The sequence below is a fragment of the Mycobacterium sp. NPDC003323 genome, assembly GCF_053589535.1.
This window is the reverse complement of record NZ_JBSFSB010000011.1, coordinates 131,353-151,175: the sequence shown is the minus strand read 5'-3', so window position 1 is coordinate 151,175 and position 19,823 is coordinate 131,353. Positions and strand designations below refer to the sequence as shown.

Genomic DNA, 19,823 nt, shown 5'->3' with positions numbered 1-19,823 from the left:
CGGCTACCTGTTACGTGCAGCGTTGGCGCCCAGGTACACGACGTACCCGAGCGCGCCGAGCACCGCGAGCTTGCGGGTCTGGGGGACCAGCAGTCCGACACCGATCGCGGTCTCGATGGTGCCGTTGGTCTTGATGTGCCGGGCGGTGTCCCGCGGGAAGGCGGGCTTGGTGATCGGCTCGAAGAGCTGTGGAGCGACGAAGTGTGCCAGACCGGCGCCGACCAGGGAAACCCCTGCCACAGTGGTACCGGTCGAACTCTTCTTCTCGGCCAACGGAATTCCTCTCAGGCTCAGTTGATTGCGTAGTCGCTCAGCGGGAACTCGGAGGCTTCCCTGATCGCGGTGTCGGTGGTGGTGGGTCGCAGCAGCGTCGGCTCACCGGCGGGGTTGTAGTAGTAGGACCGCGCGCTGGCGCAGTTGCCCAGGGTGAACAGGGAATTGCCCAGCAGTTCGGTCATCCGGTCCAGGTACCGGGTGTTGGCCTCCTCGGTCACCTCGAAGGTGGTGGCCTTGCGACGCTGCACCTCGGAGAACAGCCGGTCCATCAACCGCATCTGATACTCCATGGTGTTGAAGAAGTTCAGCCCCAGGAAGGCGTACGGACTGGCCAGACTCAGGTAGTTCGGGAAGTAGGGCATCGACACACCCTGATAAGCCTGAAAGCGTGTCTCACGCCACCACTTTCCGAGGTTGCGACCGTCGCGGCCGATGACCTCGATGGCGGGGAAGTTGGCCTCCCACAGGTCGAAACCGGTGGCCAGCACCAGGGTGTCCACCTCGTTCTTGGTGCCGTCATGGGCGACGATGCCGTCGGACTGGATGTGGTCGATCCCGACATCCTGCAGATGGACATTCCGCCTGGTGAACGCGCGGTAGTAGCCGTTGCTGAATGTCGGCCGCTTACAACCGAAGTCGTAATCCGGGGTGAGTCGCCGACGCAGCTCCTTGTCCCGGATCGTGATGAACCGGTGCAGCTTGGACAGGTCGGCGGCCGAGATGTTGCCGCGCCCGCGGAACGTCTTGTAGTAGACGACGCCGATCGTCACCATCCACTCGTAGATGGAGTCGGTGAGCCAGCGCAGCACGCGCTGGGTGGCCGGGACGCGCGCGAACAGCTTCTTGGTGCGCGGGCCGAACCGCAGGTCGATCTTGGGCACCACCCAGATCGGCGTGCGCTGGTAGACGGTCAGGTCGGCGGCCGAACGGGCCAGCTCCGGGATGAGCTGCACCGCGGTGGCGCCGGTGCCGATGACCGCGATCCGGCGACCGGCCGGATCGAACTCGTCATCCCAGTCGGCGGTGTGGATGACCCGGCCGGCGAAGCTGTCGATACCGGGGATGTCGGGCAGCTTGGGCTGGGACAGGAAGCCGGTGGCCGTGATCAGGTAGCGCGTGGTCAGCGTCTCACCGCCCGCGAGGTTCACCTGCCAGGCCTTGGCGTCGTCATCCCAGCGCGCGCCCTCGACGACGGTGTTGAACCGCATGTGGCGGCGCACGTCGTACTTGTCGGCGACATCGTCGGCGTACTGCTTGATCTCCGGACCGGTGGAGAACAGCCTCGACCAGTTGGGGTTGGGCTCGAAATAGTAGGAGTAGGTGGTGGTCGGGACATCGACGGCCAGCCCGGGATAGTGGTTCACATACCAGGTGCCGCCCAGATCGTCCTCGCGGTCGAGCAGGACGATGTTGTCGATTCCCAACCGTTTGAGCTGGATCGCGGCGCCGATACCGGCGAAACCCGCGCCCACGATGACGGCGTCGAACATGCTTGAGACGCTACTCCTGCAGCGATCCGGTACGCGGCACGTCGGTGGTGGCGATGCACGTCACCGCGCGGTCGCCGCGCTTCCAGGAGTCCTCGGTCGGGTACAGCACGAACATGCCGACCTCGGGATCGGCCATGGCGGCCGGGGAGAACTCCTCCAGCGCCGGCTGGCAACGGTCCTGGTAGTCGAGGATCGTGGCCTGACCAGGAAAATCGCCACCGGGCACATCGACGACGAAGTAGACCTCGCCCTTGTGCGGCTCGGCGCAGTCCACGGTCTTGACCGACGCGACCAGGCTGGCGTCCGAGGGGATCTCCGACAGGCAGTCACCCAGCCCGATGTCGGCAGCGTTCACCGAGTTCGGATCGAAGATGTCGGCGAACTCACTGTCGGCGATCTCGTCCTGATTGGCCACGATCAGCGCCACCGCGGCGATACCGACGATCACCCACAGTGCCGAGAGGACCAGGCCGGCGATGGCCATCCCGCGGCCACCTTGGCCCTTCCTGGCCTTGCTCAGGCCGACGATGCCGGCAACGACGCTGATCAGCACGCCACCGATGACGCCGAAGATCAGCGAGACGACGGCCCACCAGTTGGTGCCGGACTGCTGCGGTGGCGACGGGTACGGCTGGCCGTATGCGTTGGTGTACGGCTGAGGCGGGGGTGGGGGCGGCGGGAGGTGTCCGGCCGGCGGCGCGGGGTACTGCCCAGACGGAGGTGGGGGCGGCTGGTAGCCCTGCGGGTACTCCGGCGGCTGTGTCATGAAAGAAAGATAACCGCGGCCGACACGGTGAGCACCGGCACGTCCAAAGTCTTGGAAACAAGATCATGACGGGCGCCGGTGATCGCCACGATTTCGGTCGATCCGGTGACCAGTCGGGCGGCGTCGCGGACCTCGTCGAGGGTGCCGAACGGATCGGCGGTGCCGTGGGTGAAGACCGTCGGCACGGTGATATCGGGCAGGTGCTCGGTGCGGGCACGCTCGGGCTTGCCGGGCGGGTGCAAGGGATACGACGTCAGGGCCAGGACGTCCGGGCCCGCCTCCCGAGCGGCCACCATCGACGTCATCCGTCCGCCGTAGGAGTGTCCACCGGCGATGACGGGACCGTGCCCGAGCCCGCGCGCCCAGGCGATGGCCTCGGCGATGCCGTCCTGGTCGGACGCGGCGGAGTTCGACGGCGGCCCCTTCGGCCGTCGGCGGCGGTAGGGCAGGTTGTAGCGGACGGCCAGGTATCCCCGGCGAGCCCATTCGTCGCAGAGTCCGACCAGCAGCGTGGCGTCCCGGTTTCCGCCGGCACCGTGGGTCAGCAGCACCGTCCCCTGCGGTGTGCCGGCGGGTTCGTGCGCGATGCCGGCGATCTGCTCGAGGGTCATCACTGCAGCCGGAACAGCGGATTCACCGGACCGTGGCCGTGGCCCAGGGGATAGGCGGCGCGGATGCACTCGGTGATCCAGGCTTTGCCGAAGGCGACCGCGTCGGGGACCGAGAAGCCGTGCGCCAGAGCCGACGCGGTGGCCGCGGCCAGGGTGTCACCGGCACCGTGGTCATGGCCGGTGTCCACCCGCGGCTCGCTGAACTCGTGGAACTCGGTGCCGTCGAACAGCAGGTCCGGGCTCAGTTCCGAGGATCGCAGGTGTCCGCCCTTGACCAGTGCCCATTGCGGGCCCAGCGCGTGCAGTGCCCGGGCGGCGTCCTTCTGGGTGGCCGGATCGATTACGTCGATCCCGGTGATCAGGCGCACCTCGTCGAGGTTCGGGGTGACCAGGGTGGCCAGCGGGAACAGTTCGGAGCGTACCGAGTTCAGCGCCGAGGGATGCAGCAGCGGGTCACCGTGCATGGAGGCGCACACCGGGTCGACGACCAACGGGACGGTGCCCGCCAGCCCTTCGGCCCGCCACGTCTCGGCGACCACACCGATGATCTCCGCCGAAGCCAGCATCCCGGTCTTGGCGGCCTGGATGCCGATATCGGAGGCCACCGCGCTGATCTGTCCGGCGATGATGTCCAGCGGGATCTCGTGGAAACCCTTGACGCCCACCGAGTTCTGTACGGTCACCGCGGTCATCGCCACGGTGCCGTGCACGCCGAGCATGGCGAAGGTGCGCATATCCGCCTGGATGCCCGCGCCGCCACCGGAATCGGACCCGGCGATCGTCATCACCCGCAGCGGCGTCCGACCCGGTTGGGGAAGCGGTAGGAAGTTCATGGCACCAAGGGTAGATAGACGCGATTACCGTGTTCCGCGAACTCCACCGATTTGTCGTTCATGGCATCGCGGATGTCCTGCGTGATGCGCATGGAGCAGAATTTGGGGCCGCACATGGAGCAGAAGTGCGCGGTCTTGGCGGGTTCGGCGGGCAACGTCTCATCGTGGAAGTCGCGGGCGGTGTCCGGGTCCAAGGACAGCGCGAACTGGTCGGCCCACCGGAACTCGAACCGGGCCTTGCTCAGTGCGTCATCGCGCTGCTGTGCCCGCGGATGGCCCTTGGCGAGGTCGGCGGCGTGCGCGGCGATCCGGTAGGCGATCACCCCGTCCTTGACGTCCTTGCGGTTGGGCAGTCCCAGGTGCTCCTTGGGGGTGACGTAGCACAGCATGGCGGTACCGGCCTGGGCGATGATCGCGGCGCCGATGGCGCTGGTGATGTGGTCATAGGCCGGTGCGATATCGGTGGCCAGCGGGCCCAAGGTGTAGAACGGGGCCTCCTCGCAGAGTTCCTCCTCCAGGCGCACGTTCTCGACGATCTTGTGCATGGGGACGTGTCCGGGACCTTCGATCATCACCTGCACGCCATGAGATTTCGCGATCTTGGTGAGCTCGCCGAGGGTCTCCAATTCGGCGAACTGGGCCGCGTCGTTGGCGTCGGCGATGGAGCCCGGCCGCAACCCGTCGCCCAGGGAGAAGGTGACGTCGTATCGGGCCAGGATCTCGCAGATCTCGTCGAAGTGGGTGTACAGGAACGATTCCTGGTGATGAGCGAGCATCCAGGCGGCCATGATGGAACCGCCACGGCTGACGATGCCGGTCACCCGGTCGACGGTCAGCGGGATGTGTGCCAGCTTCACCCCGGCGTGCACGGTCATGTAATCGACACCCTGCTCGCACTGCTCGATCACGGTGTCGCGGTAGGACTCCCACGTCATCTTGGTGGGATCGCCGTTGACCTTTTCCAGCGCCTGATACATCGGCACGGTGCCGACCGGGACCGGTGAGTTGCGCAGGATCCATTCCCGGGTGAGGTGGATATCGCGGCCGGTGGACAGGTCCATGATGGTGTCCGCACCCCAGCGGGTGGCCCACACCATCTTGTCGACCTCTTCGGCGATGGAGCTGGTGACCGCCGAATTGCCGATGTTCGCATTGACTTTGACGCCGAACGCCTTGCCGATGATCATCGGCTCGCTCTCGGGGTGATTATGGTTGGCCGGGATCACGGCCCGTCCGATGGCGACCTCGGAGCGCACCAGTTCGGTCGGCACGCCCTCGCGTTCGGCGATGAACGCCATCTCGGCGGTGATCTCGCCGTTGCGTGCGCGTTGCAGCTGGGTGCCACGGTCGCGGACCACGCCGCCGCGCCGCGGTAGGCCACGTTCCAGATCGATCAGCGCGTTGTCGTCGGTGTACGGGCCGGAGGTGTCGTACAGATCGAGGTGCTCGCCGGTGCTCAGATGCACGCGGCGAAACGGCACGCCGGTGGGCGAGTAGTACTTGGAGCTACCGGAAATGGGACCAACGGACACACTCATCTACACATCTCCCTACGCCGGCATTACCCGGTCAGGTTCGTACGGTCGACGGCCCTAGCCGTCCTCTCAGCGCGCTGGTGCGTGCTCCCGTGTGGACTCGTACAAGGTAACGCATCGCGCTGCGAATGCCGAGGGATCATCGAGGCGGATCGGCGGGGTCGGTTCGGGCCGGTCCGATGCCGCGGCAGTCCGACTCGACCCCGCAGATCCCGGCTGACCGAAGTTGCCAGTTCTTTGCTGAACTCGCAGACCGGCGACACGTACGCGCCCGTGCCGATCTTGCTGGACAAAGCTAGCATCTCTGCAGTTGGAAGGCTGTTTCTAGGCGCGTTGATATTTGCGTATGCAATTCACCCGAAATTCCGACGATGGCGAATTCAAGATCGTAACCTTGCGAGCGGAAATTCCAGATCTTGAATCGGAAATTGGTTGTAACAAGATCGGCTCTAGCTGGGATAACGTAGATGGCAACGGTCCGTCGACTTCGTCGTCCGGATCAGCACAGCGACATATTCCAGGGGGAATAGCAAAATGAAGAAGCTGATTGTGGGGGCAATCGCCGCAGGGTTTGCCGCGGCGGCGGTCGGGGTAGCTGCGCCGGCGCAGGCCGAGGATGCGTGGGAGAGCCCGTGGGACTTCTACGGTGAGGAGATCATCGAACTGCCCTTCCTCGGCAGCATCCGATTTGTCGACGGGCCCGATCTCGAACGCAACTTTCAGGGCGTAAAGAGTCCTCGGGGTCCGGCATCCAGCCCGCGTGAGGCCGGCAACCCCTCCGAATAATCCCCGTTCCCCGATTCCGGGGAACTGCGAGCGAAAGCCCCGCATCCGATCATGGTGCGGGGCTTTCGGCGCGTCGGTGCCTTACCCGTATCCCGGCCGGCGCCACCGCCACGATGCGCTCGGCATTGCCATGGCCGAACGTGCGTACTGTGCGACCGCCGCGAGATTCTCGGCGTAGCGCCCCGCGCCTACACTCGGGACAGTGACCACCGCGCAACGCCGGGCTTTCAACGACGCCATCACCAAATTCTGGAGCTTCGCCGCCCCGGCCTATGACACGGGTTGTCTGCAACGTCTGGTGTACAAGCCGGCCCAGGATGAGGTAATCGCCCAGCTGCGCCAACGCGGTTGCACGCAGATCGCCGATATCGCCTGCGGCACCGGCATCCTGGCCGACCGCATCCAGCGCGAGCTGCGACCCGAGGAGGTCTACGGCCTGGACATGTCCGACGGGATGCTGGCGCAGGCGCGGAAACGTTCCGCTCAGATCCGCTGGATGACGGCGCCGGCCGAGGAGTTGCCGTTCCGGGACGAGTTCCTCGATGCGGTAGTCACCACCTCGGCGTTCCACTTCTTCGACCAGCCGTCGGCGCTCGCGGAGTTCCACCGCGTGCTCGGCCCGGGCGGGATGGTCGCCGTCACGACGATGAGTCCGCGCCAGCCGTTCCCCCCGCTGCATGCGCTGTCGGCCGGCCTGGGCGCGCCCGCGCATGCGCCCACCCCGGACGCGATGCGTCAACTCTTCGAGGACGCCGGTTTCCTGGTCGACGACCAGCATCGGGTGCGGCGACCGTTCTGGACGCCGATCTCCGACCTGATCACCGTCGGCATCAAACCGTCCTGAGCCATTTCTCGCCGGCCTTGGCGGCACGGTGCAGCGCCCCGTACTCACCGAGATAGGCGGCCAGCGCGCCGACCAGCGGGATCATGCCGACATAGCGGTAGATCGCCCGTGGATGCGGGCGCTTGGCCAGCTCATCGCCGACCGCGTTGAGGATGCCCGCCAGGTGCCACAGCTTGGCGACGAGTCCGTCCGGCCACGGCTCGTCGTCATCCGGCGCCGGCGGATCCGGGATGGTCCGCCCGCACAGCACTGCGGCCAGCATCCGCACCCGGGTCTGGCGATCGGTCACCCCGTGCTCGCGCGCCACCGCGCACAGGATCAGCGCCTGCGAGGCGAACCCGAGTAGATCCTGGATCGGTAGCCGGCTCACGATGGCCCCCAGCGCACCGGGCCAGGCCACCGCGACCGTGTCCAGCGCGCCCACCCGCCAGATCCACCAGCTGATCCGGGCGTCGCGGTCCTTGCGCTCCCAGGCGTCGGTGCCCGGCGCCTCGAGGAATTCCAGGTGCGCTCGCACACCGAGGGGGTCGAACTCGGCAAGTACGTCGAGGATCAGATCGGCCAACGCGACGGCGCGGCTCAGCGCATCGGCGACATCGGTGTCGGAAAGCTCGACCTTGGGCAGGATGTCCATCACGACGACAACTCCACCAGCACCGGGGCGTGGTCGCTGGGCGTCTTGCCTTTTCGTTCCTCGCGGACGATCTCGGCATGGGTGACCCGCTGCGCGAACTCGGCCGAGCCGAGGATGAAGTCGATCCGCATGCCCTGCTTCTTCGGGAATCTCAGCTGGGTGTAATCCCAGTAGGTGTACACGCCGGGGCCGGGCGTGTGCGGTCGCACGACATCGGTGAACCCGCTGTCGAGCATGGCCTGGAATGCCGCGCGCTCGGGCGCCGAGACGTGCGTGGATCCCTCGAAGAACGCCGGATCCCAGACATCCTCGTCGGTGGGCGCGATGTTCCAGTCACCGACCAGCGCCACCGGACCGGCCCATGCCGATGCGGTATTTTTCAGCGCGGCAAGCCATTCCAGTTTGTAGGGGTAGTGCGGATCGGCCAGCGTCCGGCCGTTGGGCACGTACAGACTCCAGATCCGCACCCCTGCGCAGGTGGCACCGATGGCGCGGGCCTCCGCGACCCCCTGCCATGCCGGCTGGCCGTCGAAACCGATCTGCACATCGTCCAGGCCCACCCGGGAGGCGATCGCCACCCCGTTCCACTGGTTGAGCCCGACATGCGCCACGTCGTACCCCAACGCCGCGAACGGCATCGTCGGGAACTGCGCGTCGGTGCACTTGGTCTCCTGCATGGCCAGCACGTCGACATCGGCGCGGGCCAGCCAGTCGGTCACCCGGTCCACCCGGGTGCGAATCGAATTGACGTTCCAGGTCGCTACGCGCATCAGACAGGCTCCGGGACTTTCAGTTCACGCCGCAGCGCCGTGAAATCGGTGATGGTCTTGGTGGTGACGTTGGCCACCGGCCGGGCGTTACGGCCGCTGGGCTCGGTCTTGGACACCATCACCACACCCTCGATATAGGGCTGGATGGTGGTGGCGTTCTGCACGGTGGCGACGATGACGAGCTGGAAGCCGAACTTGCGGAACGCCTGCAGTGCCTGCTGGGCGAACTGGGGGTCGGACTTCGAGAACGCCTCGTCGAGCATCAACTGGGCGAAAACGGGCTTGTTGTCCCCACTTTCGGGGTTGGCCAGGTTGAAGCTCAGCGCACCGGCGAGGCAGAACGCCATCAACTTCTCCTGCTCACCGCCGGAGTTGTCACCGGCGTTGCTGTGCGTGCGGATCAGATCCTCGGTGCGCACATCCCATTCGGCGCAGTCGAAGGTGAACCGGTTGCGCACGTCCAGCGCGTCGCGGGTCCACACCCGATCCTCGGGAGTATTGCCCGCCAACCGGTTGCGCAGCCGCAAGATGTCGGCGTACTGCTCCAGGATCGCCTTCTTGTCGCCCAGGCCCACCTCGGCGATGCGCCGCGAGATGGCCTTGACGATATCGGTGAGCTCGGAGACCGCGGCCAGACTGCGCGGGGTGGCGCGCAGGGTCAGCCGGGTACCACGGTTGAACTCCACCGCACCCAGACCGGTGTTCACCCGGTCGATCTGCTCGGCGATACGCCGGGCCTCCTGCTCGGCGACGCGGTGCAGGGTCAGGATCGCATCGGGGGCCTGCTCGGTGATCAGCCGCATCATCCGCTCATAGGCGTCCGGCAGTTCGCGTTCGTCGATGTGTCGGCACACCGCCACGTAATCGTGCACCCGCTCGTCGAGATCATCGGAGTCATTCGGGATGGCGTCCGGGAACGACGTGTCGTAGGTGGCGATGATGCGCGCCAACTCGTCGTGAGAACGCCTGCGGCTCTCGGTGAGTCGATCCCGCTCGCGCCGGATCGCGGCGAACAACGCCTCTCGGTACGGTTCGGGATTGAGCAACTCCAGGGTCACCGGGATCTGCGTGGCGTAGCGGTCGAGCAGATCGGTGGCCGCCTCCGACACCGTGGTCGGGTTGAGCCGGTCCTGCAGGTCGAGTAGTCGGGTGCGACGGGCGTCCAGATCGTCTCGGCGGGTCTGGATGGCACCCCGGCGCGTCATCAGCGTCTGGATGTCGTTCCAGCACTCCTCGGCCCGGATGCTCAGCGCCTCCACATCCGGGTTGTCGGCGATCAACAGGTCATACTGTTCGCGCAACCGGTCGGCATGCCCGTCGGCGGTGTCGGTGTCGATATGACTCCACTGCGGGAACTGCTCACAGATGGCCTTGCAGGCGGCGGCCTGATCGCGCCACTTCTGCCGTTGCGCGGCAATGTCGTCGGCGGCCAGCCGGGCGCTGGCGAAGACGTCCTCGGCGTCGGCGAGCTCGGCGGTCAGGGCGTCCAGCTTGGCGGTGATATCACCCTGATAGATGTACTCCGACGGTTTCAGCGGGCGCCGGTCGTCCTTGATGGCCAATCGGTCGGAGTCCTTATACAGGCCGGTATCGGTGACCGCGCGGCGGAACCGGGCGAACAGGTCCGGGCTGTCGACACAGATGTGGTCACCGGCGGCGGCCAGCACGTCCAGCGCCTCGGGTGCGCACGGATGGTCGGGGTTGACGACGAAGAGCTTGCCCGCCAAGGTGTTCGGCTCAGGCTCCCGGTCGGGCGGATTGACCCGCACATGGTGTAGCGCCAGGCGGCCGCGCATGTTGTTCTCGTTGACGAAGCGCAGCACCTTCGCATAGTGCTGATCCGGCACCAGCAGCCGCAGCCCGACGGAGCGCAACACCTTCTCCACCGCCGCCCGCCAGCGGGTCTCCTCGGGACGCAGGTCCATCAATTCGGCGACGTAGGGCAGCGCCGAAGGCTCGATGCCCACGGCGGCGCAGATGTGTTCACGCATCGTGACGGCGAACTCCGGCAGTGCGGAGCCGACCTGCTCGACGCGCTTGAGCTCCTTGGCGGCGTGATCGCGCGCCATCCGCGCCGCCTTCTGGGCGTACTCGGCGTCGGTGGAGGACTCTCTGCCACGGTCGAGCTGGACCGCAAGTCCGGCGGCCTGCTTGCTCAACTCCTCACGCAGATTCCAAAACTCGTCGGCGTTCTCGGGCACCTCTTGGCCGTGCGCGCTCACCATCTCGGCGTAGGCGGCGTAGCGGCGGGTGACCTCCTCGGCTTGCGCCTCGGCCGCAGCCACCTGGGACTGCAGCGGACCGATACTGGCACTGGCACCGCTGATCTGGGCGTTGAGGGCATCACCTTCGGCCTTGGCGAGATTGAGCTGTCGGGTGATGTCGGCGTACTCGTTCTCCAACTGATCGATGGTCCCGTCGAGCGCCTCGATCTGCGCAGGAGCCTGTCGCAGCCGAAGATGATCGGTGTGCGCGCGCACCATCGGCATGTCGACGAGGTCGATGATGCCCAGATCGGAAGACTCCGAGGCATAGCGCACCTGGATGGACTCGATATCCCCGAGGATCTTGCGCTTGCGTTGCGCGACGGCGAGCAACTCGCGCGCCTCCACCAGCGGGTCGATCTGTTTGAGCGCCTCGGGAAGCCGGGCCAGACTGTCCGGCTCGTCGAGCATGAAGTCGCGGACGAACTGCTCCAGACCGCCGACGCTCTTGAGTGATTTCGCCTTGCCCAGCAGCTGCTGGGCGGCCTCGGAGGCCCGGATGCCGATCGAGGCGTACAGCTGGGCCAGATACTGCGATTCGACTTTGGTGGAGAACCGCCACCCGGACTGTTTGCCGTCGGTGAACACCTTGCTGTCGAATCGTCCCGCCGCCCAACGGTTGCAGACGTTCTCGATGTCCAGGTCACCATCGCCGAGCACGAAACGACTGGAGGAGTCCGAACGGGATTCGCCGGTCAGCCATTTGAGCACCAGCCCGGTGATGGTGCGCCCGGTATTGGAGGTGTAGGTCACCGCGACCGCCGACCAGGTCGTGCCGTCGCCGCGCAGGTACATCACCTGGCTGGTGCCGCCGTCGCTGCGCTGGCCCCACGCGCCGCGCACGTATTTGTCGACGGTGCGTCGGCCCGCGCTGGAACCGGCCGCGGTGTTGTCGCCGGATGCGTTGAAGTTGCGCCGGTTGAACGGCAGGAATCCCAGCGAGATGGCATCCAGCAGTGAGGATTTGCCGCTGCCGGAGGACCCGGCGATCAGCGAGCCGCCCGCGTTGAACGGGATGGAGTGGTAGCCGTCGAAGACGCCCCAGTTGATGACCTGCAACCGGGACAGATGGAACTGCTCGCTCACTCGGCACCACCTTTCAGCAGCTGCTCGAACTGCTGTTGCAGTTCGGTGATCACCGAGGCGGTCATGATGGCGGTGATGACCGGGCTGACGGTGTAGGAGTCCTCGTCGTCGCGGGTGCGGCGCAGGATGTCCAGACCGGCCAACCGGGCGACCGCCGCATCGATGCGCGCGGTGAAGGTGACGGTGTCGCGGTCGGTGTCGTTGAGCACGCCGGAGAAGAGACCGTGGATCTCGTCGCGGGTGATCATGAAGCTGACGTCGCCGCCGGCACGCATCATCTGCGCCAGGTGCAATGCCAGGATGGAGTCGTAGGTGCCCAGCGGTTCCCGGCGCAACAGCTTGGCGCCCTTGGTGGGTTCGTAGCGCGCCTGCTCGATATAGGCGATGTCGACCTGTGCCGAGATCTGCAGTTGTAGATCGAGTTCAGACAGCCGCACCGCCAGATCGTTGCGGTACTCCAGGATCCAGCTGTAGATGTCCGGGTCGGACTCGCTGCTGATATAGCGGCGGGTCAGCAGATGCTGCAGCGCCCAGCATGCCCGGTCGGGCATGACGCTGACATCACCGTCGAAACGGGGCTTGCGGGTACCCGTGCTGCGCCCGGTCCGGTCGACCTCCGGCAGGGAGGCGAAGTCGATTTCCGGTTTCGGCGTGGAGGTGTCGGTCATGAGGCGCCTTCGGTGATCGGCTCGGTGAACATCAGGTGCGGGACCTCCATCTCGCGGTCTTGTCCGTCCAGCGAATGGAAGCGGATGGTGACCGAATCCGTCGATACCGGTGCCGGCTGCTTGAGCGCCCAGGACCACAGCACGATCACATGACCCAGGTACGGCGAGTCCAGCATCGACAGCGCATCCGGAAGAGACACCGGCAGAGCGGAATTGAGCATCGCGGTCAGAGCGGGCGCGTCGACCTGCGTGGTCAGTGAGGAGAACGTCGACAAGTCGACCTCGCCGGCGGCGACCTCGGCGGGTTTGGGGGAGGACAGATCGTTGATCCGGAAGCTCAACGCGCCCACCGAACTGATGGCGTGGCGGGCCAGTGGAACCTCGATGGCCAGCCGTGAGTCGGTCAGTGACTCCTTCAACAGGGCGCGGGCGGCACCGATCGCCTCGTTCAACTGACGTGCGACGCCGCGGCTCTGCTCCAGCGTGCCGAAGGCCGTGAACCGCTTCACCCGCTGCGCGCAGCGCTGCTGGATGCGTTCCACTTCGTCGATCTGATGGCCGACCAGTTCGAAGAAACCCGCCATCACCCGCCGCAGCGCGGGGTCGAGGTCGGGAAGCGCCGAGGCGACCGTGGCGATATCGGCCTCGAACTCGGCGCGCTGGGTGGGATCGTTGATCATGCGCAGGAACACCCGGTGCGAATCGCGGCCGGCGGAATCCCAGGCGGCCTGGTAGTCGGCGTACATGCGGCGCTGCCGGTCGCGGTATTCGGTATTGGTCTCGATGGGGTCGTCCAATGCCGCGGTGGCCTGCTCGATCATGTTGCCGTACAGGCCGATATCGGTGATCAGGCGTTCCATCTGCATGGCGATGGCCCGTGCCTCGTCATGCATGGAGGTCACGTCGGGATCCGGGCGCAACCCGGCGTCGAGTTCGTCCAGTTCGGCGTGCAGCGCCGCGATCTCGGCTTCGATACCGGCGCGGATCCGGTCGGGGTCGCCACCGGCGCGGATGGCCACCTGCTTGAGCCGGGCGGCGATGCCATTGATGGACCCGCCGGTGGCGATGGTGTCGTTGCGACGGACGCCGCGGACGAAGTCCAGGGCGCGCCGGGCGTCCTGGGTCAGGTAGCAGACGTTTCGGTCGGCTTGGGCGACCCGGTGCAACCAGCCCTGACTGGACCAGGACTTGATCAGCGCGAGCCCGGACTGCTCGCCCTCGGTGGCCAGGTCCGCCATATCGCGTTCCAGTCGCACCACCAGATCGGCCTCGGCGATGACGCCGTCGAACAGGTGGCGCTCCATGAGGGTCGCGTACACGGCCAGGTTGGACGTCGCCAGCAGACGCAGCGCGCGTGAGGCTTGGACCTCACGGTTGGCGTCGAGTAGATCAGCGGGCGGCAGCACGACGATCCAAGATACTTGGCGTCGGCCCGACGGCACACTCGCGGCGAGCCGGTATCGCGCTGACCATTGCCAACGAAATAGTTGACACCTGTTTGCGTATTCTGGATACGCCCTACTTCTCGGTAATTTACTCTTCGGTAGGTTCCGCCCCCTACCCCTTGAAGTCAGGAGCATTCATGCAGGTCGCAGCACATTCTCGGAGGTCTCTCGCCGTCTGCGTGGCGGCAGCCGGCGTCGTCGCGATGGCCCCGGTGACCGTGCCGGACTCGGTACCGACTCCGCCGGCCCTCACCTCGGCCGCGGTACAGCTGACGGCGGCCTATGACCCGCTCGAACCCTGGATCCAGGCGTTCGAGACGGCCTACGCGGGTGCCGATCAGATCGGTGAGAGCTTCTCCGAGGCGCCTGCGATCCTGCTCCGACAGTTCCTGTCCAACCAGGCCGGCTATCTGGAGCAGGTGCTGAAGAACCCGGGCAAACTCGGCGACGTCATCGGTCAGGTGCTCGACAACGCCCGGTCCGCAGTGCAGGCGGCCACATTGTTCGGGGTGGACCCCGGCGTGCAGACCGACGCGGGCCTGCAGACGCTGGACGGCTGGCACGCCATCCTGCTCCAGTCGATCCCGAAGATCCTGCCCGAAGGCACGCCCCCGCAGGTTGTCCCGCTGCTCAAGGAGGTACTCAACCTCGTCTCGTCGCCGGTCAGCGGGATCGCGATGGGATTGATCGGGCCGCTCGCGAGCCCGGCCGTGGCACTGGCCAACAGCTTGCACGCTGTGGTCACCTCGGTCCTCGCTGGTGACCTCGCGGGTGCGGTGCAGGACCTGATCAACATCCCGGCGAAGATGGTGGATGCGTTCCTCAACGGGGCCACGCTCAACCTCGACGGTCTGGTGCCGATGCTCAATGCGGCGCGTCTGCTCACCGACACCACGTTGCACAACTTGGACATCGAGTTCGGTGGGTTGTTCAGCGCGGGCGTCACGGGCATCGCGAATGAAGGCATCGGCGGGTCGATCTTCAATGCCATCGGCATGAACACCACCACCGGCATGATGGGCTTCCCGCTCACGCTGGACATCGCCGGTCAGCGCATCGGGCCGCTGGCGGCATTGGTGACCTTCGGTCAGATCATCGCCAAGGCGATCGGCTGGCCGGGGGTGACGACCGGCGCCGCGACGGCCGCGACGGCCGAGACGGCCGAGTTGACCAACGATTCACCGACGGCGCTGCCGAACGCCTCGGCGGTGACGGTCAGCCTGTCGACTCATGCCGAGGGCACACCGGGCGGATCCGAAACCCTCTCAGCGGCAACGGAAACAGATTCCGACGAACAGGCCGAAGCGGAACTGGAGACAAAGCCGGGCAGCGAGGTTGAGGCTCACGCCGAGACCGAGGCCGAGAAGGAGGCCGACGAACAGGCCGAAGCGGAAGCCGCGGCCGAGAAGGAGGCCGACGAACAGGCCCAAGCCGAAGCCGAGGCGGAAGAGGAAGCGGAGGAAAACGCGGAGGAAAAGGTCGAGGCCGAGCAGGACGCCGACGCCGACACCGACACCGACACCTCCAACACCGACACCGACGCCTCCGACAAGGACACCGACACCGGCGAGAACAGCGGATCCGAGTAACGGATAACGCCGGATCGGCGCATCAGATCAACTGGGACGCGGGCACATAGCGGTGCCGGTGGTGCAGTCGGAACCCCAGAGATCCGTAGAGCGTCAGCGCCGGGGTGTTGTCGTCGAGCACCTGCACGTAGGTGCGGGTCGCGCCCAGTTCGGCACCCCAGGACGACAGGGCCGCGAAGATCGACCGGGCCAGCCCCTGTCGGCGCGCCGATTCGGCGACCCGCACACACGACACACCGAGCCAGCGGGTGCCGTCCGGGGCCGTGGTGACCGCGCCACGGCCCACGGCGGCACCCGCACCGGCGAAGGTCACCTGCCCGTCGATCACCGCGGTGAGGATCTCCACCGGCACATCGCGCTCGTAGGTTCGCAGCCACCGGGCATCGGGGATCGGCGACAGCGAGGCGTCCGTGAACGGGGCGGGGGACAGATCACGCACCAGCATGCGCGTCGGTTTGATGCCCGGCGCCTTGGTCGGCAGCAGCCGCTCGGGCAGCGCCAGCCAGGGATCCAGATCGCGCTCGGCGTACCAGGCGATGATCTGCGGCACGGACGCCACCGATGCTGAGAACAGCAGCGGCACAGCCGAGTTGGCGCGGCTGGTGTGGCCGGCGCCGGCGCGTAGCAGCCAGCCGTCGTGCCAATGCTGTGCGGTGCCGGGCCAGGCCAGCGCCGCGGCGTGCTCCAGGGCCCGGATCTCGGAGTTGCGAACCGGGGTGTGCGACAACTCGCGCACCGACACCACGTCGGCCGGGTCGATCTCGATCACCTCACCGGATTTGGTGCGCACCACCACCGCGGGCTGCAGCGCCTCCAGATGACCGACGACGTCGGTCAGGCCGCCGGGGATCTGGTACCGAAGCGACACCCGGGCACCGACGGACACCATGCGCTAGTGGCCGAACGGGTCGGGGTCCTCGCCGGGCATCCAGCTCAGACCCGGAACGCCCCATTTGTTCGCCTTCACCATCTTCTTGGCGGCCCGAGCGTGCCTGCCGATCAACCGGTCCAGGTAGGTGAAGCCGTCCAGGTGCCCCGTCTCGTGCTGCAGCATCCGCGCGAACAGTCCGTTGCCCTCCAGCGTGATCTCGGTGCCGTCGGCGTCCAGGCCGGTGACCCGGGCCCACGACGCGCGGCCGGTGGGGAACGACTCGCCCGGCACCGACAGGCAACCCTCGTCGTCGTCATCGGGGTCGGGCATGGTCTCGGGAACCTCGGAGGTCTCCAGCACGGGATTGATCACCACGCCGCGTCGACGCGCCGTCCTGCCCCGGTCGTCCGCGCAGTCGTAGACGAACACCCGCTCCGTGCGACCGATCTGGTTGGCGGCCAGGCCAACCCCGTTCGCGGCGTCCATCGTGTCGTACATGTCGGCGATGAGTTCGGCCAGTCCGGCGGGTAGTGTCCCGTCGGCGCCCACGGGCACCGGGATGGTCGGGGTGTGCAGGACGGGATCGCCCACAATGCAAATCGGTACGACAGCCACAATTGGCAAGCTTAAGTCAGCCGACTCGCGGGAAGCGATGACGCCTCAACTCCCGGCGTCGTGATTGAATGATCGCCGAACCACACCATTGTCATTTGCGAGTGATCGGAAGGGTCCAACAGCGATATGGATGGCGCCATCGCGCGGACCGGCCAATCCGGGGACGACTCCGAACCCGCGGACGGGCTGACCCGCCGCGAACACGACATTCTGGCGTTCGAGCGCCAGTGGTGGAAGTACGCGGGGTCCAAGGAAGACGCCATCAAGGAACTGTTCTCGATGTCGGCGACCCGGTACTACCAAGTGCTCAACGCCCTCGTCGACCGGCCCGAGGCGTTGGCCGCGGACCCGATGCTGGTCAAGCGGCTGCGAAGGGTGCGTGCGAGCCGGCAGAAGGCCAAGGCGGCCCGGCGGCTCGGTTTCGACATCACGTGAGCCGGTTAGGCTGGCCCCGATGAACCAGCGAGACTCTTCCGGGCTGCCCCTGCGCGCCATGGTGATGGTGCTCTTGTTCCTGGGTGTCGCGTTCCTGTTGATCGCCTTCCAGTACATGGGCTCAGATGGCGAGGATGACGCCGACTCGGTCGCCATCACCGCCACGACCACCAGCAGTCCCACTTCCAGTGCAGAACCGTCGCCCGAGCCGCAAGCGCGTGACGCCGAGGTGCGGGTGTTCAACACCTCCGATATCGCCGGCGCCGCCGAGGGCACGGCCAACCGGCTCCGCGAGGACGGTTGGAACGTGACCGAAACCGGCAACCTCGTCCTGGAGGGATTGCCGGCCACGACCGTGTTCTTCGGGGAGGAGCCCGGCGAGCAGGAGGCCGCCGAGGAGGTCGGCCGCTTGCTGGAAGCTCCGGTGGAGCCCAGGCGTCCCGAGCTCGTAGAGCAACCGCCGGGCGTCATCGTGGCGGTCACCGGCTAGGCTCTCGGACATGCCGATCTCAGCCTCGATTCGTCTTCTCGCCGCCGCCGCACTGACCGTGCCGATTGCCGCCGCTTGCGCACCGAACGAGCCGGTTGCCACCGAGCCGGGCACCACGCCCCCGGTCTGGACCGGATCGACGTCGCCCTCGGCAGCGGCCCCGGCCGACGAGGGCCACGGCGGTGGCCATGGCAGTGGCGAGTCCCACGGTGCGGGCCAGACGCTGACCGCAGATCTGAAGACCTCCGACGGCACCGACGTGGCCACCGCGACCATCGAGTTCGCCGACGGTTTCGCCACGGTGACCGTCGAGACCACCGGCACCGGTGAGCTGACACCGGGGTTCCACGGGATGCACATCCACCAGGTCGGTACCTGTGAGGGCGATTTCACCAGTGCCGGTGGACACTTCCAGGCCGAGGGACACTCCGGCCACCCCTCCAGCGGTGACCTGAGCTCGCTGCAGGTCCGCAGCGACGGCTCGGCCAAGCTGGTCACCACGACCGACGCGTTCACCGCCGAGGAGCTGCTGGCCGGCAGCAAGACCGCGATCGTCATCCACGAGAACGCCGACAACTTCGGCAACATCCCGCCCGAGAAGTACCAGCAGATCAACGGCACCCCCGGTCCCGACCAGCAGACGCTGGCCACCGGAGACGCCGGCGGCCGGGTGGCCTGCGGTGTCATCTCCGCGGAGTAAGAACCGCATCGACTTCGCCGGGTCACCCCGGCCGACCGTTGGTGTCGAGTGGGAGTTCGCGCTCGTCGATCCCGTGACCCGCGACCTGAGCAACGAGGCCGCGGCCGTGATCGCCGAGATCGGCGAAACCCCGCACGTGCACAAGGAATTGCTGCGCAACACCGTCGAGGTCGTCACCGGCATCTGCGACACGGTGCCCGAGGCGATGACGGATCTGCACGACACCCTGGTGCCGGTGCGCCGCATCGCCCGAGAGCGCGGGATGGAACTGTTCTGCGCGGGCACCCATCCGTTCGCCGAATGGGAGATGCAACAGCTCACCGAGGGCGCGCGCTACGCCGAGTTGATCAAACGCACCCAGTGGTGGGGTCGGCAGATGCTGATCTGGGGTGTGCACGTGCACGTCGGGATCTCCTCGGCGCACAAGGTGATGCCCATCATCACCTCGCTGCTCAACCAGTACCCGCACCTGTTGGCCCTGTCGGCGTCCTCGCCGTACTGGGACGGTGAGGACACCGGCTACGCCAGCAACCGGGCGATGATGTTCCAGCAGCTGCCGACCGCGGGTCTGCCGTTCCACTTCCAGAAGTGGTCGCACTTCGAACGGTTCGTCCACGACCAGAAGAAGACCGGGATCATCGATCACATGAACGAGATCCGTTGGGACATCCGGCCGTCCCCGCATCTTGGGACCATCGAGGTACGCATCTTCGACGGGGTGTCCAATATCGCCGAGCTCGGCGCGCTGGTCGCATTGACGCACTGCCTGATCGTGGATCTGGACCGGCGTCTGGACGCCGGCGACCAACTGCCCACCATGCCACCGTGGCATGTGCAGGAGAACAAGTGGCGCGCAGCCCGGTACGGGTTGGACGCGGTGATCATCCTGGACGCCGACAGCAATGAGCGGTTGGTCACCGAGGATCTCGATGATCTGCTGAACCGGCTCGAACCGGTGGCGGCATCGCTGGGATGCGCCGACGAACTGCGGCGGGTGGAGGGCATTTACCGGCTCGGCGGTTCCTATCAGCGGCAACGTCGGGTCGCCGAGGAGAACGACGGCGACCTGCGCGCCGTGGTCGACTCGCTGATCGGGGAGCTGGAACTGTGACCGC

The 19,823-nt window shown here is 66.7% G+C and carries 20 protein-coding genes and 1 riboswitch; of the genes, 7 read left to right on the top strand and 13 right to left on the bottom strand.

The features are described 5' to 3' along the window. Positions 1-3 precede the first annotated feature (3 nt). The 6 genes from ACWDUN_RS22420 to thiC form a co-directional block, all read right to left on the bottom strand. Positions 4-240: a hypothetical protein gene (locus tag ACWDUN_RS22420; RefSeq protein WP_449932202.1), complete on the bottom strand. Its 237-nt coding sequence runs from the start codon at positions 238-240 to the stop codon at positions 4-6. Between the two features lie 50 nt (positions 241-290). Then, entirely contained in the window at positions 291-1,766 is a 1,476-nt protein-coding gene (locus ACWDUN_RS22415) for a flavin-containing monooxygenase (protein ID WP_449932201.1), read from the bottom strand. Positions 1,767-1,776: 10 nt separating this feature from the next. After that, positions 1,777-2,532 (bottom strand): septum formation family protein, encoded by a 756-nt coding sequence (locus tag ACWDUN_RS22410; RefSeq protein WP_449932200.1) that lies wholly within the window; start codon positions 2,530-2,532, stop codon positions 1,777-1,779. Next, positions 2,529-3,143, bottom strand: coding sequence for an alpha/beta hydrolase family protein (locus ACWDUN_RS22405; RefSeq protein WP_449932199.1), 615 nt, complete (start codon positions 3,141-3,143; stop codon positions 2,529-2,531). Before ACWDUN_RS22405 ends, ACWDUN_RS22410 begins: the two co-directional genes overlap by 4 nt. Next, on the bottom strand, positions 3,143-3,976 hold the full coding sequence (gene thiD, locus ACWDUN_RS22400) for a bifunctional hydroxymethylpyrimidine kinase/phosphomethylpyrimidine kinase (RefSeq protein WP_449932198.1): 834 nt from the start codon (positions 3,974-3,976) through the stop codon (positions 3,143-3,145). Before thiD ends, ACWDUN_RS22405 begins: the two co-directional genes overlap by 1 nt. Continuing rightward, on the bottom strand, positions 3,973-5,514 hold the full coding sequence (gene thiC / locus ACWDUN_RS22395; protein ID WP_449932197.1) for a phosphomethylpyrimidine synthase ThiC: 1,542 nt from the start codon (positions 5,512-5,514) through the stop codon (positions 3,973-3,975). The genes thiD and thiC overlap by 4 nt, the downstream gene beginning before the upstream one ends. Continuing rightward, positions 5,507-5,615: riboswitch (TPP riboswitch) on the bottom strand. (Overlaps the previous gene by 8 nt.) 430 nt (positions 5,616-6,045) lie before the next feature. On the opposite strand from thiC, the gene ACWDUN_RS22390 reads away from it, so the two are divergent. Further along, positions 6,046-6,297 carry a hypothetical protein gene (locus tag ACWDUN_RS22390; RefSeq protein WP_449932196.1) on the top strand — a complete coding sequence of 84 codons (252 nt, stop codon included), beginning with the start codon at positions 6,046-6,048 and terminating at the stop codon, positions 6,295-6,297. A 202-nt stretch (positions 6,298-6,499) separates the two neighbouring features. Beyond that, positions 6,500-7,141, top strand: a complete 642-nt coding sequence (locus ACWDUN_RS22385) for a class I SAM-dependent methyltransferase (RefSeq protein WP_449932195.1) — start codon at positions 6,500-6,502, stop codon at positions 7,139-7,141. Here the strand turns inward: ACWDUN_RS22385 and ACWDUN_RS22380 are convergent. The 5 genes from ACWDUN_RS22380 to ACWDUN_RS22360 are packed head-to-tail and all read right to left on the bottom strand — an operon-like array spanning position 7,128 to position 13,969. Next, positions 7,128-7,775: a hypothetical protein gene (locus tag ACWDUN_RS22380; protein WP_449932223.1), complete on the bottom strand. Its 648-nt coding sequence runs from the start codon at positions 7,773-7,775 to the stop codon at positions 7,128-7,130. The two genes, ACWDUN_RS22385 and ACWDUN_RS22380, sit on opposite strands and share 14 nt — an antisense overlap. Continuing rightward, positions 7,775-8,545: an exodeoxyribonuclease III gene (locus ACWDUN_RS22375; RefSeq protein WP_449932194.1), complete on the bottom strand. Its 771-nt coding sequence runs from the start codon at positions 8,543-8,545 to the stop codon at positions 7,775-7,777. Before ACWDUN_RS22375 ends, ACWDUN_RS22380 begins: the two co-directional genes overlap by 1 nt. Continuing rightward, positions 8,545-11,895, bottom strand: coding sequence for an ATP-binding protein (locus tag ACWDUN_RS22370; RefSeq protein WP_449932193.1), 3,351 nt, complete (start codon positions 11,893-11,895; stop codon positions 8,545-8,547). The genes ACWDUN_RS22375 and ACWDUN_RS22370 overlap by 1 nt, the downstream gene beginning before the upstream one ends. Next, positions 11,892-12,563 (bottom strand): DUF4194 domain-containing protein, encoded by a 672-nt coding sequence (locus ACWDUN_RS22365; protein ID WP_449932192.1) that lies wholly within the window; start codon positions 12,561-12,563, stop codon positions 11,892-11,894. Before ACWDUN_RS22365 ends, ACWDUN_RS22370 begins: the two co-directional genes overlap by 4 nt. Beyond that, the gene (locus ACWDUN_RS22360) at positions 12,560-13,969 is read right to left on the bottom strand and encodes a DUF3375 domain-containing protein (RefSeq protein ID WP_449932191.1); all 1,410 of its coding nucleotides are present in this window, start codon (positions 13,967-13,969) and stop codon (positions 12,560-12,562) included. Before ACWDUN_RS22360 ends, ACWDUN_RS22365 begins: the two co-directional genes overlap by 4 nt. Before the next feature lie 176 nt (positions 13,970-14,145). On the opposite strand from ACWDUN_RS22360, the gene gjpA reads away from it, so the two are divergent. Further along, positions 14,146-15,597: an outer membrane porin GjpA gene (gene gjpA, locus ACWDUN_RS22355; RefSeq protein ID WP_449932190.1), complete on the top strand. Its 1,452-nt coding sequence runs from the start codon at positions 14,146-14,148 to the stop codon at positions 15,595-15,597. Positions 15,598-15,619: 22 nt separating this feature from the next. Here the strand turns inward: gjpA and ACWDUN_RS22350 are convergent, their stop codons facing one another. Both ACWDUN_RS22350 and ACWDUN_RS22345 read right to left on the bottom strand, forming a co-directional pair. Further along, positions 15,620-16,486 (bottom strand): N-acetylglutamate synthase, CG3035 family, encoded by an 867-nt coding sequence (locus tag ACWDUN_RS22350; RefSeq protein ID WP_449932189.1) that lies wholly within the window; start codon positions 16,484-16,486, stop codon positions 15,620-15,622. 3 nt (positions 16,487-16,489) lie between these two features. Further along, the gene (locus ACWDUN_RS22345) at positions 16,490-17,083 is read right to left on the bottom strand and encodes a peptide deformylase (protein ID WP_449932188.1); all 594 of its coding nucleotides are present in this window, start codon (positions 17,081-17,083) and stop codon (positions 16,490-16,492) included. Positions 17,084-17,209: 126 nt separating this feature from the next. On the opposite strand from ACWDUN_RS22345, the gene ACWDUN_RS22340 reads away from it, so the two are divergent. The 4 genes from ACWDUN_RS22340 to ACWDUN_RS22325 are packed head-to-tail and all read left to right on the top strand — an operon-like array spanning position 17,210 to position 19,819. After that, the gene (locus ACWDUN_RS22340) at positions 17,210-17,518 is read left to right on the top strand and encodes a DUF3263 domain-containing protein (protein ID WP_019513723.1); all 309 of its coding nucleotides are present in this window, start codon (positions 17,210-17,212) and stop codon (positions 17,516-17,518) included. Between the two features lie 19 nt (positions 17,519-17,537). Beyond that, positions 17,538-18,008, top strand: coding sequence for a LytR C-terminal domain-containing protein (locus ACWDUN_RS22335; protein WP_449932187.1), 471 nt, complete (start codon positions 17,538-17,540; stop codon positions 18,006-18,008). A gap of 10 nt (positions 18,009-18,018) precedes the next feature. Next, on the top strand, positions 18,019-18,708 hold the full coding sequence (gene sodC, locus ACWDUN_RS22330; protein ID WP_449932186.1) for a superoxide dismutase[Cu-Zn]: 690 nt from the start codon (positions 18,019-18,021) through the stop codon (positions 18,706-18,708). Next, positions 18,689-19,819 carry a glutamate--cysteine ligase gene (locus tag ACWDUN_RS22325; protein WP_449932185.1) on the top strand — a complete coding sequence of 377 codons (1,131 nt, stop codon included), beginning with the start codon at positions 18,689-18,691 and terminating at the stop codon, positions 19,817-19,819. The genes sodC and ACWDUN_RS22325 overlap by 20 nt, the downstream gene beginning before the upstream one ends. Positions 19,820-19,823 lie beyond the last annotated feature (4 nt).

Coding starts and splice junctions, on each gene's coding strand:
- ACWDUN_RS22340 (WP_019513723.1), top strand. CDS start 17,210: ATGGATGGCGCCATCGCGCGGACCGGCCAATCCGGGGACGACTCCGAA.
- ACWDUN_RS22375 (WP_449932194.1), bottom strand. CDS start 8,545: ATGCGCGTAGCGACCTGGAACGTCAATTCGATTCGCACCCGGGTGGAC.
- ACWDUN_RS22350 (WP_449932189.1), bottom strand. CDS start 16,486: ATGGTGTCCGTCGGTGCCCGGGTGTCGCTTCGGTACCAGATCCCCGGC.
- ACWDUN_RS22380 (WP_449932223.1), bottom strand. CDS start 7,775: ATGGACATCCTGCCCAAGGTCGAGCTTTCCGACACCGATGTCGCCGAT.
- ACWDUN_RS22335 (WP_449932187.1), top strand. CDS start 17,538: ATGAACCAGCGAGACTCTTCCGGGCTGCCCCTGCGCGCCATGGTGATG.
- ACWDUN_RS22405 (WP_449932199.1), bottom strand. CDS start 3,143: ATGACCCTCGAGCAGATCGCCGGCATCGCGCACGAACCCGCCGGCACA.
- ACWDUN_RS22390 (WP_449932196.1), top strand. CDS start 6,046: ATGAAGAAGCTGATTGTGGGGGCAATCGCCGCAGGGTTTGCCGCGGCG.
- thiC (WP_449932197.1), bottom strand. CDS start 5,514: ATGAGTGTGTCCGTTGGTCCCATTTCCGGTAGCTCCAAGTACTACTCG.
- gjpA (WP_449932190.1), top strand. CDS start 14,146: ATGCAGGTCGCAGCACATTCTCGGAGGTCTCTCGCCGTCTGCGTGGCG.
- thiD (WP_449932198.1), bottom strand. CDS start 3,976: ATGAACTTCCTACCGCTTCCCCAACCGGGTCGGACGCCGCTGCGGGTG.
- ACWDUN_RS22410 (WP_449932200.1), bottom strand. CDS start 2,532: ATGACACAGCCGCCGGAGTACCCGCAGGGCTACCAGCCGCCCCCACCT.
- ACWDUN_RS22365 (WP_449932192.1), bottom strand. CDS start 12,563: ATGACCGACACCTCCACGCCGAAACCGGAAATCGACTTCGCCTCCCTG.
- sodC (WP_449932186.1), top strand. CDS start 18,019: ATGCCGATCTCAGCCTCGATTCGTCTTCTCGCCGCCGCCGCACTGACC.
- ACWDUN_RS22415 (WP_449932201.1), bottom strand. CDS start 1,766: ATGTTCGACGCCGTCATCGTGGGCGCGGGTTTCGCCGGTATCGGCGCC.